10 protein-coding genes are annotated in these 13,962 nt (G+C 50.7%); 4 read left to right on the top strand and 6 right to left on the bottom strand.

Going from position 1 to position 13,962, the window contains the following annotated elements; translation table 11 throughout:
• Nucleotides 1–119: 119 nt before the first annotated feature.
• Nucleotides 120–1,112, top strand: a complete 993-nt coding sequence (locus AB2U10_RS07715) for a toast rack family protein (protein WP_367915162.1) — start codon at nucleotides 120–122, stop codon at nucleotides 1,110–1,112.
• A gap of 389 nt (nucleotides 1,113–1,501) precedes the next feature.
• On the opposite strand, the gene AB2U10_RS07710 is transcribed toward AB2U10_RS07715, so the two are convergent.
• A complete protein-coding gene (locus AB2U10_RS07710; RefSeq protein WP_367915161.1) occupies nucleotides 1,502–2,713 on the bottom strand; it encodes an ABC transporter permease in 1,212 nt (403 codons plus the stop codon).
• Between the two features lie 64 nt (nucleotides 2,714–2,777).
• Between AB2U10_RS07710 and guaA the strand changes: the two genes are divergently transcribed.
• Complete coding sequence (gene guaA / locus AB2U10_RS07705) at nucleotides 2,778–4,307, top strand: glutamine-hydrolyzing GMP synthase (protein WP_367915225.1); 1,530 nt, start codon at nucleotides 2,778–2,780, stop codon at nucleotides 4,305–4,307.
• A 102-nt stretch (nucleotides 4,308–4,409) separates the two neighbouring features.
• Here guaA and AB2U10_RS07700 read toward each other — a convergent pair whose 3' ends face one another.
• The 5 genes from AB2U10_RS07700 to AB2U10_RS07680 form a co-directional block, all read right to left on the bottom strand.
• Nucleotides 4,410–5,576, bottom strand: coding sequence for a glycosyltransferase family 4 protein (locus tag AB2U10_RS07700; RefSeq protein ID WP_367915160.1), 1,167 nt, complete (start codon nucleotides 5,574–5,576; stop codon nucleotides 4,410–4,412).
• A gap of 125 nt (nucleotides 5,577–5,701) precedes the next feature.
• Complete coding sequence (locus AB2U10_RS07695; protein ID WP_367915159.1) at nucleotides 5,702–6,250, bottom strand: WcaF family extracellular polysaccharide biosynthesis acetyltransferase; 549 nt, start codon at nucleotides 6,248–6,250, stop codon at nucleotides 5,702–5,704.
• A complete protein-coding gene (locus AB2U10_RS07690; RefSeq protein ID WP_367915158.1) occupies nucleotides 6,247–7,500 on the bottom strand; it encodes a prephenate dehydrogenase/arogenate dehydrogenase family protein in 1,254 nt (417 codons plus the stop codon). The genes AB2U10_RS07695 and AB2U10_RS07690 overlap by 4 nt, the downstream gene beginning before the upstream one ends.
• Nucleotides 7,501–7,778: 278 nt before the next feature.
• Nucleotides 7,779–9,074, bottom strand: a complete 1,296-nt coding sequence (locus tag AB2U10_RS07685) for an amidohydrolase family protein (RefSeq protein ID WP_367915157.1) — start codon at nucleotides 9,072–9,074, stop codon at nucleotides 7,779–7,781.
• Nucleotides 9,071–12,118: an amidohydrolase family protein gene (locus tag AB2U10_RS07680; RefSeq protein WP_367915156.1), complete on the bottom strand. Its 3,048-nt coding sequence runs from the start codon at nucleotides 12,116–12,118 to the stop codon at nucleotides 9,071–9,073. The genes AB2U10_RS07685 and AB2U10_RS07680 overlap by 4 nt, the downstream gene beginning before the upstream one ends.
• Nucleotides 12,119–12,315: 197 nt before the next feature.
• Here AB2U10_RS07680 and AB2U10_RS07675 point away from each other — a divergent pair, with 197 nt between their 5' ends.
• On the top strand, nucleotides 12,316–13,215 hold the full coding sequence (locus tag AB2U10_RS07675; RefSeq protein WP_367915155.1) for a nucleotidyltransferase family protein: 900 nt from the start codon (nucleotides 12,316–12,318) through the stop codon (nucleotides 13,213–13,215).
• Between the two features lie 4 nt (nucleotides 13,216–13,219).
• On the top strand, nucleotides 13,220–13,942 hold the full coding sequence (locus tag AB2U10_RS07670; RefSeq protein ID WP_367915154.1) for an alpha/beta fold hydrolase: 723 nt from the start codon (nucleotides 13,220–13,222) through the stop codon (nucleotides 13,940–13,942).
• Nucleotides 13,943–13,962: the final 20 nt, after the last annotated feature.

Below are 13,962 nucleotides of genomic sequence, written 5' to 3'. Positions count from 1 at the left end.
CCTGACAGCAGATTGTACGATATGCGCCGTCCGACGGTTCGTTGCCCCGGCAGGCCGTTCAAAGGTACTTCGCCGCTCTGCGCTCCAGGAAAGCAGGTTGCTGATAACCGGAATAAACTATGAAAAACAGCAATAATATATTTATGGGCGTGATCCTCATTGTATTGGGTGGTCTGGCCCTCGGACTGATCAACGACTGGTTCAGTTTTGACATCAGCATGCGGGAGATCGCCCGGTTCTGGCCGATACTGATCATCCTGGCGGGAATCGCCGTTATGCTTGACAGCCGTCGCAGCCTGCTGAACTCCACTTCGGTGCTGCTGGTAGCGCTGGCTATCCCGTTCGGGGTTTATAACTGTACTTCCAATACCTTAAAAAAAGTGGAAGACAAAATGCACGGAAAAGGGTTTGATTTTGATGTAGACGTCAACGATGACGATTTTACGTACGACGAAGGCACGGATTCGACTTCGGAAGCCAATCACCAGACCTACAAGGTGGATAAGGTGGAAGGCGTGAAAAGCGCTGAATTAAAGATAGGCGGCGGTGCGGCCCGGTTTTTACTGGAGCAGGCCGAGCCGGGTCAGCTTTTTGCTGCCGACACCCGCCTGGCCGGTGTTAGCGGGTTCACCCTCCGGGAAGAAGCTTCAGGAAGCCATCAGAAGGTGGTTTTCAAGATGAAAAGCCAGAAGAACATCCGGCTGAACGATAAGGGGCTGGACCGCAAGGTAACGTTAAAGCTGAACACCGAACCGGTTTGGGACATCAATATGGAGATTGGTGCTGGCGACCTGAAATACGATCTTACCCCGTATAAGGTGGAGAAGATCACGCTGGAAACCGGGGCATCCAACATTGATCTGAAGCTGGGTGACCTGCTGTCGCAATCCAATGTGAAAATTGAAAGCGGGGTGGCCAATATCGAGATCGCCGTGCCGGAGAACGTAGGCTGTGAGATCAAAATGGACGGTGCGCTGAATGCCAAAAACTTTACCGGGTTTACCAAGATCAAATCGGGGCTTTACCGTACGGAGGGATTTGACAGCGCAGCCAAGAAGATTTATATTGATACCGACAGCGGGATGTCTAATTTCACGGTGAGGAGGTATTAATTTAATGGGGTTCTGATAAGCCGGTTCTCGTCTTCGCCCGGTTCTCGTCTTCGCCCGGTTCTCGACTACGCTCGAACTGACAGGTGGCATCCATACCTGTCAGTTCGAGCGTTATTATTTCCAGTTTGAGCGTTATTATTTTCAGTTCGAGCGTTATTATTTTCAGTTCGAGTGCTCTTCTTTCCAGCTTGAGCGTCCTTCCTGTCAGTTCGAGCGTGCTTCCTTTCAGTTCGAGCGCCCTTCCTGTCAGTTCGAGCGTAGTCGAGAACCGAGCGTAGTCGAGAACAGAGCGTAGTCGAGAACCGGGCGTAGTCGAGAACAGAAAGCATAACCCGGAACCGAATCACCGGAAATCACACACGCTATTAAAACCTAACCGGATATCAAACCTAATCCTTATACTTCAGAGCCGTTACCGGGCTGATCCTGGTGATGCTGAATGTAGGTAACACGGTAACCAGGAGCACCACGATAAAAACACCGAGGTTTACACCTGCCACAGCCAGCCAGCTCCATTCTATCGGCACATAATTCATATAATAATTCTGGGCATCCAGCCGGATCAGCTCAAATTTCCATTGCACAAAAGACAGCACCAGGGCCAGGGCATTGCCCAGCAAAAGGCCGTACAGGATGATCCGTGAGCTGTTGATCAGGAAAATACGGCGTATCAGCGCATTGGATGAGCCCAGCGACTTCAGCAGGCCGATCATGGGAGTTCGTTCCATAATCATGATCAAAAGCACCGAGATCATATTGAATGCCGCCACCACCATGATCAGTACGATGATCAGCACGATGTTGCGGTCAAGGAATTTAAACCACTCAAAAAAATGGGGCAGCAGCTCCTCCACTTCGGTAACCTTGTAGTCCTGCGGGAAAATATCAAGCAGCTGTGATTTGACCTCCTTCATGCGCGATATATCTTTCAGATAAACATCCAGGTGGCCGAATTCACCGTTTTCCCAGCCGTTGATCCGCTGAATAAGCGACAGGTCGGCCAGCACATAGAGCTGATCCAGCTCTTCCACGTGGGTATCGTATATGCCCGTAACGGTCAGCTTCCGGGCACGGGGCGGATCCTGGATAAAGTAGGCAAAGATGCTCTCTCCCACTTTTGCATTTAGTATACCGGCAATACGGGTGCTTAAAATGATCTCATTGGCCGAATCGGGATGCAGCACCCGGCCTTCTACCAGGTTCTTTTCAAATTCCGTCCAGTCGTATTCCTTATCCACTCCCTTTACCACCACCCCTGAAATTTCTTCTGCTGATTTCAGGATAACCGATTTGTAAGCTACCCGGCTGACCGAACGCACACCGGGCAATTCGGAAACCTGCTTAAAATACTCTGAATTATTTGGAACCGGCGCTTCTTCAAATGAGCGATTAAGTGTAATTTTGCTGACCTGAATATGAGAGGTCTGGCTGAAGAGTTTCTCTTTGATTGTATTTTTGAACCCCAGCAGCACAAAGAACGACAGGATAATAACGGAAACGGTGATTGCCACGCTCAGGATACCTACTCTCACGATGACTCTGGAGAAAGACCGGCCTTTCGGGTTTCTTATTCGGTTAGCTATGAAGTAGGAAATTTTCATCGGAGATTTCTGCTTCCGCAAAAATAGTACAGTATTTTAGACAATTTATCATCAAGTAAAATATATTATGCAGGAGATTCTGATCATTGATTTTGGTTCGCAATATACCCAGCTCATTGCCCGCAGAGTGAGAGAGCTCAATGTTTATTGTGAGATCCACCCGTTTAATAAGCTGCCTGAGATCACCGAAAACATAAAGGGAGTTATTCTTTCGGGTAGCCCCAGCTCAGTTATGGAAGAGGGTTCTCCTGCTATTGATCTCAGCCTGTTCAGGAAGAAGCTGCCCATGTTAGGGGTATGTTTCGGTGCCCAGCTGCTGGCCAGGGAGTTTGGCGGCTCGGTGGAAAAATCGGATACCCGGGAGTACGGCCGGGCCCGGCTGGTGTCTATCGATAATAACGATAAGCTTTTCAGGGGTATCCCGATGCGGTCACAGGTGTGGATGTCGCACGGGGATACTATCATGCAGCTTCCGGAAGGCGCGTACCTGACGGCCTCTACCGAGTCTGTACGTCATGCGGCGTTTACTTTTGAAGGAGAAGAAACCTATTGTATCCAGTTTCACCCTGAAGTAACGCATTCGGAAGACGGCCGGAAAATGCTGGAAAATTTTGTGGTGCATATCTGCGGATGCGACCAAAGCTACACGCCGGAGTCTTTTGTGGAATCTACCGTAGCCGAGCTGAAAGAGATGCTGGGTAACGACAAAGTGGTCATGGGACTATCGGGCGGAGTAGATTCTTCTGTGGCCGCCCTGCTGATTCATAAGGCTATCGGGGCTAACCTGTATTGTATTTTTGTAGACAACGGCCTGCTGCGCAAGAACGAGTTTGAGCAGGTGCTGGATTCGTACCAGGGGCTGGGCCTGAACGTGAAAGGCGTAGATTCCAAAGACCGTTTTTATGCGGCTTTAAAGGGACTGACCGATCCTGAAGACAAACGCAAGGCGATCGGCCGGACCTTCATCGAGGTTTTTGATGACGAAGCCCATAAGATACAGGACGTAAAATGGCTGGGACAGGGCACCATCTACCCGGATATTATCGAGTCGGTGTCTGTCAAGGGGCCTTCAGTGACCATTAAGTCGCACCACAATGTGGGCGGCCTGCCCGATTTCATGAAGCTTAAAGTAGTGGAGCCGTTAAAGCTGTTGTTCAAAGACGGTGTACGGCAGGTAGGGCGGTCACTCGGTATGCCCGATCACCTGATTTCAAGACATCCCTTCCCTGGTCCGGGGCTGGGCATCCGTATCCTGGGCGATATTACGCCTGAAAAGGTGGCTATCCTTCAGAATGTGGATGCTATTTTTATTCAGTCCCTGCGGGATAAAGGGCTTTATAATTCTATCTGGCAGGCAGGCGCCATACTTCTCCCCGTACAGAGCGTGGGCGTTATGGGCGACGAAAGAACATACGAAAACGTGGTGGCCCTGCGGGCAGTAACCAGCGTAGACGGTATGACCGCCGACTGGGCGCATTTGCCGTACGATTTCCTGGGTGAGGTTTCCAACCAGATCATCAACAAGGTGAAAGGCGTAAACCGGGTGGTATATGATATCAGCTCGAAGCCGCCGGCTACGATTGAGTGGGAATGAGGAAGAGTTAAAAGTTAAAAACGAAAAGTTAAAAGTTGCGGAACAATTCTTATATAGAAAATACTAATGTTGTACCGAAATTTTTAACTTTTCACTTTTCACTTAATTATTCACTGCCTGCTTTTTCTGTGCCGCCACACCCGCCGGGGTGGTTTCGCGGCCTTTCCGGGAAGCGCGGTTACGTACGTAACGCACCCGTTCTTTTTCGAGGAGGAATCCTACGAGGATATAGAGGGAAAAGATGGTCAGAATAGCTACCGACAGCTGGGTATTGGTGAAATACTGCCGGGAGAAGTAAACAGCCGAGGTAAACAGGATAGTGAACCCGTAAAGGATAAACGACGCAACCGGGTGCGAGAGACCCAGGTCTACCATCAGGTGATGAACGTGGCTCCGGTCAGCAGAGAACGGCGATTTTCCTCTTAAAATACGGATACTGAACACCCGTAGGGTATCAAAAATAGGCACCGAAAGCAACGCAATAGCAATAACCGGGGCATTCTGGTGAACGTTTTCACTGGTTATATTCACATTCAGCTCAACAAATTTAAGCGCCATAACAGCTACCCAGAAACCAACCACGAGCGAACCGGTGTCGCCCATAAATATCTTGCTTGTTTTGGAGAAGTTAAAGCGCAGGAAGGCAAACAGCGCGGCCGAAAGGCTGAAGCCCAGGCAGGCCAGCGACCAGTAACCGTTCAGCATAAACCAGAGCGCAAAGCCTCCGCTGGCAATCATGGCCACCCCGGCCGAAAGCCCGTCTATGCCGTCGATCAGGTTAAAGGCATTGATCAGGGCAACGATCAGGAAAATGGAAAACAGCACACTGATGATGTACGGAAGCTCATGAATGCCGAAGATCCCGAAGAAGCTGGAGATGCGCAGGTCACTTCCTACCACAATAAGCAGGGCCGTAAGGATCTGTGAAAAGAATTTTTTCACGGCGCTCAGGCCATAGATATCGTCTTTGATGCCCAGGAAAAACAGGATGACCGTGCAGGCAAATACCTTATGCATGAGGTAACCCTCGTCCATGAAGTTCCAGATCATGTAGCCGATCAGGGTTCCGGCAAAAATACCCACGCCCCCGAAGGTGGGCACGGGATGTTTATGCGAGCTTCTCTTAATCGGGCTGTCAGACAGATTCCGCTCTTCACAAATGTTCCTGATCACCGGAATTGCCTGCCATGTGACCGCCAATGCAGTTAACCCTGAAATAATTACCCTGAAAAGATTATCAGTGATTAACTCTTCAAATATCAAGCTCATATAAGTGGCACTAAATTATTCTCTACTGTTTCCGTTCTGTTATAATAAGAAAAGCAACTTTTCGGCAAAATTTATTTGCATGGTTCTGTAAAAATATACAATAGTAGTAATTATAAAAAAAAAAGTTAGTTTACGGTCCTTTTTTTTATCGGAATTGCCGGATTTCCCCTGGAAATGGTCCATTCTTCCAAATTACGGGTGGCTACGGAGCCCACAGTGAGCACAGCATGGCTGCCGACGGTCACTCCCGGGCATACCACTGTTTTGGCGCCCAGCCAGGCCCCTTCTTCTATTACTATAGACCCCGTTATGAGGTTAAAGGTTGCTTTGCTGAAATCGTGATTACCGGTCAGCAGCATAGCCCCCTGCGAAAGACAGCTGCTGGCCCCGACCTTTACCATCACCAGGTTATCGATCCATACGTCTTCGCCTATCCAGGCGTGGTCACCTATTTCGAGGAACCACGGGTATTTTATATTCACATTGGGCTTAATCACCACCCCCTGCCCTATTTTTGCGCCGAAGGCCCTCAGCACCGCACATTTTACACTTACCGGTAAAGGCAGCTGGGAGTGGATCAGTGCTTTGCTGAACAGGTGCCAGAGCAGTCTTTTCAGGACGCCGGCTCCGTGGTCATATTCCGGGTTGCGGTATTTGCTTAAATCTACTTTCATTTGTCCTGGTTTAAGCGGTTTAACAGCAGCGTGCTCTTGTCGCGCCCTTCCTGCAGCCTGTCGCCCAGGAACCGGCTGGTGGCGGTAAAATGTTTTTCATAGGTGCGCCGGTCTCCGATCTCCAGGATGTTCGTCCACTCATGAACAGCCGTATGGTAAGCCAGGTCATCAATGTAATTGGATCTATCGGTAAGCGCGGTTTCCAGCGATTCGCGCAGGAGGTCTTCGTTGTAAAAAAGATATTCGGCCAGGCCCACCCGCAGCCGGAAGGGCGGTGTCTGGCAGACCATATTTTTGTAGGGATCAATGCCCAGATCGGCCCAGGTACAGACCATGGTCAGCAGGCTCAGGTGCGAGTTGGGCTTGTGGTTGCTGCCGGGATTCAGGGTGTATTCGCGCATGAGGGAGTCATCGAGCATCATTTTTGCCTGCGGTACGGAAAAGACCTTTTCGCGGGCTTTCATTACGCGGGATTCCAGCATTTTCCGGTTCTGGGTGATCATCCACCCGAAAAGCTCGTTCTCGATCTGGGCGAATTTCCGTACATCCCGGATGGCAAACGGGTTCTCGAAAGCCAGGCCCGAATACACGTGCGGCTTGTAGGAGAATATCCGGAGGGTAAGGAGCAATTTGATATTGTCGATCCCCTGTATCTGGCTTTTGTCTTCCCAGGGGTACGTTTTGCGGTGCATAAAGGCCGTGCCCAGGCTTTCGAAGCCCACGTGGGTGATCACCTGTATGTCGGCCATCATCTGGTCATGGGCCCGGTAGCTTTCCAGCTCTTCCACGCGGGCCCCTGTGGCTTCGTACAGGGCTTTCAGCTCTTCAAAGGCTTCGTTGCTGCAGCGATGCCTGTACATGGCCACGATCTCACCCTCAGGCGAAATTGACGGCCCGAAAAGGGCATGTGAGCCTACAATCCGGGCATCGTGCGGCAGGTATTTTTCAAAGGCCTGGATTTCGGGTGTTTTCACGGAGGTCTGTCCTGTGACCACAGCACCAAACTTAGTCGAAGGCCCGGCCACGCGCACCACTTCTTCTATCCGTTCGGTTTCTACGGCATACATGATGATATCGCTGATGCGGGATACGGCTACGGCGTCTTCCAGCACATGGATGCCGGGCAGGACTTCCCGAAGCGTTTCCGTACGGGCAGGAAGGTCACAACCGTAGACCTCGTAGCCTTTTTGCGCCCATATCCGGGCAAAAAGCTTCCCCATATCGCCCAGTCCGATTACACCGATCTTCATCTGTTATTTTTTGAAACGACAAATTTACCGCAAATGGGCAGGAAATAAAAGTGAGGGGGGAAAAAGGTTCGGGGGAGGGTAGTTGCGAGTTCCGAGTGACGAGTGATGAGTGGCGAGTGATGAGTTCCGAGTGGCGAGTGATGAGTGACGAGTGATGAGTTCCGAGTTGCGAGTTGCGAGTGATGAGTGATGAGTAGTTAGTGGCGGGGGCATGTAAAGGAAATCGCAGAGCCCGTTGGTGACAGGCTCTGCGATGAAAGAGGGTTCCGTGATACGGCTTACTTCTCCAATCCGTACTTTTCGAAGTACTTTTTGGCCAGTCTTTTCTGCTTGTCGTCGAGGTTCACCTCTGCGCCCCGGATGAAGGCACGTGTTACTTTGGCGGTACGCATATCCAGGATATCCCCTTCACTGATTATAAAAGTGGCATGTTTGCCTGTTTCCAGGGTACCTACCCATTTGTCGATCCCCAGGATCTTCGCGTTGGATGAGGTAATCAGGGCCAGTGCTTCTGCTTTGGTCAGTCCGTGAGCTACTGTGCTGCCTGCTACAAAAGGCAGGTTACGGGTTCTCCAGTAAGAGTCATTGTAATGAAGCCCTACAGTCAGGCCTTTTTTTACCAGGTAAGCCGGCAGCTTATAGGCTTCCCATACGTCAGAGTCTGCCCTATCGGGTAAACGGTGGGTAGGCGAGACAATAATGGGAACGTTGTTTTCTTTCAGCGTCTGGATAGCCAGCTCGGAGGTCACCGATCCAACCACTACCGGGTATTTCACGCCTGCTTCTTTGCAGAAATTAACGGCCTCGATGACTTCTTTGTCGGTTCCTGCCTCAATAAACAGGCGTTGCTCACCGGTAAGCACCCCGTTCAGGGCCGACAGCTTCAGGTTATCGTACGGGTTGCCGCCTTCTTTCTGCGCCACTGATTGGGCAAAGAGCTCGCGGAGCTCATCGATGGTTTTCTGATAGCGCTCGTTCTTCTGAAGCTCACGGGTCATGGTCTGAAAATTGAAGCTGGGCGTCATTCTTCTGGGCCAGTGCAGCCACATGCCGTCATCGGCTTTCAGCACGGCGTCTTCCCAGTTCCATCCGTCCAGATAAAAAATAGATGAACGCCCGGAGATAATTCCGCCGGTAGGTGTAGCCTGGGTAATCAGCACCCCGTTGCCGCGAACGGTAGGGATGATCTCCGAGTCGGTGTTGTAGGCCACCAGGGCACGTACATTGGGGTTATAGTCTCCCAGCTCGTTGTAGTCAAGCGTAGGCCGGCTGGATTCTATTTCGGCCAGTCCGAGGGTATTGGCCGGCGATATGATGCCGGGATAGATATGCTTCCCTTCCACATTGACTTTCTGGGCATTGGGATATTTGGCCGAAAGGTCAGATGCCGAGATTTCTTTGATCAGCCCCTTTTCAATCAGCATGGAGCCCGAAGCATGCTCGGTTCCGTTACCGACAAAAATGTGCGCATTGTAGAAAAGAACAGGGCCTGGCGCTGCTTTTCCCGCTCCCGGATTCTGGGCAAACGCCGCCCCGGTTAGCAGGCAAAATAGGAATATTATAAGTTTTTTCATTTACCGCTGGCGTTTAAAATACGTAAGAAAAGGTCAAGGTTTTCAACAGATACTCCGTCATATTCCATGATGTCATCGCAGTGAATATGTTCCTGGCGCTGACGCATCACCGGTCTTTCGGTAGGGGCGCCTTTGCCTTTTTCAGCCAGGAGGATCTGGATCAGCCGGTTTTTCTCATCCCGGAGCTCTTTGTCTTTCTGATCCTTGGTATCCAGGTCAAAATAGACGGCACCGTCAATGATGGTTTTTTCCGGCTTGGCGTAGATCGACAAAGGATTGTCTGTCCACAGTACCAGGTCAGCATCTTTTCCGGTCTTTATTGAGCCCAGGCGGCTGTCGAGGTGCAGCATTTTTGCCGGGTTCAGCGTAACGGTTTTCCAGGCCTCTTCTTCGGTCAGTCCGCCATAAAGAACGGTTTTGGCAGCTTCCTGGTTAAGTCTCCTGGCCATTTCGGCGTCATCGGAATTGATGGCCGTGGTGATGCCCATTTTGTTCAGGATGGCCGCATTAAACGGTATGGCTTCTTTTACCTCCATTTTGTACGCCCACCAGTCGGCGAAAGTAGAACCGTTGATGCTTCTTGCTTTCATTTTATCGGCTACCTTGTATCCTTCCAGGATATGCGTGAAGGTGTTGACTTTGAAGCCCAGGGAGTCAGCCACTTTCATAAGCATATTGATCTCCGACTGCACATACGAGTGGCAGGTGATATTCCGCTCGCCGTTCAGGATTTCTACCAGCGCATCCAGCTCAAGATCTCTCTTCGGTGCGGTCAGGCTGGTTTTCACTTTTGCCTTGTTGTAGTCTTCCCATTCTTTTTTGTAGGCAATGGCACGGGTGAAGGCATCAACAAACACCTGCTCTACGCCCATACGGGTGATGGGGTAACGGTTAGGTGTGGTGCTGGCATTGCCTCTTTTCACGTTTTCACCGAGGGCAAATTTGATAAATTTCGGAGAATCCGGGATGATCAGCTTATCGGGTGTCTCGCCCCATTTCAGCTTAACAATAGCCGATTGACCGCCGATACAGTCGGCCGAGCCGTGCAGCAGCTGCGAAGTGGTCACTCCACCGGCCAGCTGGCGATAGATATTGATGTCTTCAGAGTTGATAACATCTTCCTGTCTTACTTCAGAAGAAACCGATTCTACCTCGTTGATCGAGAACAGGGCAATATGGCTGTGCTCGTCAATGATACCGTTGGTCAGGTGCTTGCCGGTACCGTCAATCACTTTTGCATTGCCGGCCGCCAGGTTCTTCCCTACCGAATGGATCTTCCCGTTTTTCACCAGCACATCGGTAACGACAGTACCTTCTTTCTCGTTGGTCCATACCGTAGCGTTCCTGATCAGCAGGTCTTCCTGCTTAGGCAGCTCTTTGTTTCCGTACGCTACAAACGGGTACAGCACGGCTCCTTTTGCGGCAGCAGGGCGGCCGGCGTTCCGGGCGGAATCCTGTTTGGCAACGGCTGCATTTTCTTCGATCAAAGTAGCATTCCAGTTAAAAGGCTGACCTTTGGCATCTACTCCCTGGCCGCTGATCTTTTTACCCGAGATCAGGCCGGTCAGGCGGGAGATGCCCTCGTTGCCTTTGCGGTAAGAGATGGTCAGGAAGTCTTTGTCGCGGGTTACGGTTGGCTTCACCTTCACGGTATCCAGCGCCAGCTCCAAAGCGGGCTTATCGGGTTCTCCGGAAACGGTGAGGCGGTTAAAGCCCGGTATATTGGTATTGTATTTACCGGCTATATCGGTCAGCGAGATGTCATTGACCACAAACCGCGCTCCCTGCACCCAGTTTTCCAGGATTTTGGTCTTTTCTTCAAAGAGCTCTTTGTCGGTGATCAGGAAGTTAGCCAGGAGCCCGGCTTTCAGTGTACCTACCTTGTCCTCAATTTTCAGCACGCGCGAAGGGTTGACCGTCAGGGCTGCCAGGGCATCTTTTTTGCTCAGACCCGCTTTGATGGCGGCCTGCAGCTGGGTAAAGAATGCCGATTTCATAGGAAGATCAGACGCCGTGAAGGAGAAATCTATGCCTTTGGAAGCCACTACCGCCGGGTTGGCCGGTGCCAGCTCCCAGTGCTTCAGATCGGCCAGGGCTACATTCTCAGCATCCACAGGGTCTTCCACATCCAGGGCTTTCGGGAAGTTCAGCGGAAGAATGAGGTGCGTATTCAGCGCTTTAATCTCATCGATCCGTTTGTAGTCGTCACCTCCTGATTTGATGATGTATTTCACGCCGAACTCATTGCCCAGCTTACCAATCCGCAGCGCATCGTGGAAACCGGCGCTCTGGAAAACCGAAGGCAGGCTCTGATTGGCAGCGAAGGCCTCCAGCGAGAGGTTCTTTTCCGGAAGGTTTTTCGCCTTTTTATACCAGTCGGCATCGTAGTAGGTCTGGCGCAGGAGAGCCACACAACCCATCAGCGAAACGGGGTAGGTCTGGGGGCTCATGCCTTTCAGGAACGAATAGTGTGAAGACACATCGGCTCTCAGCAGCGCTTTGCTGTCTTTTTCTTCGCCCAGGGTAACCAGCACCGAATTTCCCCTGACAATACCGTCTTTCACGTGGGAAACCACCGAACCGAAGCCGATCTTACGGAGCTCCTCAGCGGCTTTCGCATTGATGGTGAACATTTCGGCCGCTTTCACTTCGGGCTTGATCGCCTGGTTATAGGCATAGGCGCCCTGCTTTTCCGATTCGAATTTCATTTCATAGAAATTCCCCCTGCCTCCCATGGGTCTGCGGAGCTCGGGAAGGCCGTAATCGGAGTAGATGTCAACAAAGGAAGGGTAGATATGCTTCCCCTGCAGGTCAATCACCCGGGTTGATTTCGGATAGTCGAAGTTTTTCCCGACTTTCTCAATTTTATCCTCCTTTACCAGGAGCCACGCATCTTCTAGAACAGTACCCGGATCCACGTGCACGGTAGCGTTCTTAAATAAGTAATAGCCGGGCCGTTTATCCTGCACCCCGTTTTGATTGGGTTGTGCAAAAACCGCCGACTGTCCTGCTAAAAGAAGCAACAGTAGAAATACTTTCTTCATATTTTACAGTTTAGGTTTTAATTCCGAAATTTATATAAATCTCCGAATATTCGGACAGGGGAAGAGCAATCAATCGATATAAATATTGTTTTCGTGGATAAGCATCAGGATTATTTCCACCCGGATAACGTTTTTGAGCGTCCATGCCTTATTTTTGCACCACGATAGCTAATTATATAAATTTTTTAAACCTTTAAATGAAACCAACATTATTGATTCTTGCTGCCGGTATGGGCAGCCGCTACGGTGGTATCAAGCAACTTGATTCTTTCGGTCCCAACGGTGAAACGATCATTGATTATTCTCTTTTTGATGCCATACGAAGTGGTTTCGGCAAGGTAGTTTTTATTATCCGTGAAGAGCTGAGAGAAGAATGCACCCGGCTGTTCGGACCCAAGCTGGAAGGAAAGATCGAGTATGATTTTGCCATCCAGGGATTTGATTCGTACCTGCCGGCCGACCTGAGCGATGTAAAACGCGAGAAGCCCTGGGGAACGGGACATGCCGTGCTCTGTGCCTGGAAGAATACCCAAACTCCTTTTGCCGTGATCAACGCCGATGATTTTTACGGTCGCGAAGCTTTTGAAACCATTGCTGATTTTCTTAAAAACGATACTGACGAAACGATTCATACACTGATCAGCTACCAGCTGAAAAATACGCTTTCTGAAAACGGTACCGTATCCCGGGGAGTATGTACCGTAGATGACGAGGGTTTTCTTACCGATGTGGTGGAAAGAACGAAGATCGAGCGGCTGCCCGACGGAAACATCGTTTTCCACGACCTGGGCGAGCCCCGGATCCTGGACGATAATACGCCCGTTTCGATGAATTTCTGGGGCTTTAAACCCGGTGTTTTCCCCGAGATCGAGAAGATGTTCCACGCGTATGCCCGTGCGAATTTTAATGCCCCAAAGGCCGAGTTTTATATTCCGAAGGTAATGAGCAACCTGATGGAAGAGGGAACCGGGAAGTGCAAGGTATTCACCAATTCTTCTGACTGGTTCGGCGTTACTTACCCGGAAGATAAGGAACCTGTGCGCAATGCGATCAGGAGGCTGATTGAAGAGGGCCAGTACCCGGAAGTACTCTGGTAAGATTATGGATATTGTATGGATACACGGTTTTGGTGAGGATTCTTCCGTATGGGAAGATTTCCTGCCCGCAATTCACTCGTATTATACCTCGCACGTGTTTGATCATGCCGGCTTTACAGGCTATGTGTCGATAGAGGAATATGCGAATGCGCTGCGGGTTTTCCTGGCCGGGAAAGGCATTGAAAAACCGGTGCTCATCGGGCATTCCATGGGCGGGTATATTGCATTGGAATATGCCGCCCGCTACCCCGACCAGGTACACGGACTTGGTCTTTTCCATTCTTCTGCTGCGGCCGACAGCGAACAGAAGAAGAAAGAACGGGATAAAACCGGTGCGTTTATTGCGCAAAACGGTACAGCCGCCTTTATTAAGAATTTTTATCCCAATATGTTTTCCGAAGGCTTCAGGCAGGAAAACGCTGATTTTCTGGCGCAGAATATCCGGAGGTATTCGGAATTGAGCGCGCAAGCCCTGGTCAGCGCTACCGAATCCATGAAAAACCGGCGTGACCACCTGGAAACCCTCCCAACCTTCATCTTCCCTGTATTCCAGATCCTGGGGAAACAAGATACGTTTGTGCTGCTGGAAAAGGCGCTGGAGCAAACCGCGCTCCTGCAGCGGCCATCTGCGCTGATCCTGGACACGATTGCCCATGCCGGTATGTTCGAGGCTCCCTCCCTGTGTGCTGATTTTATCAATCACTGGCTGGGAAGCGACGGCGCCTGAAAAGGCGGAATGGCCGGTAT

It is taken from the genome of Leadbetterella sp. DM7 (assembly GCF_040829825.2).
Taxonomy (GTDB): domain Bacteria; phylum Bacteroidota; class Bacteroidia; order Cytophagales; family Spirosomataceae; genus Leadbetterella.
This window is presented reverse-complemented; position numbering and strand designations above follow the sequence as displayed.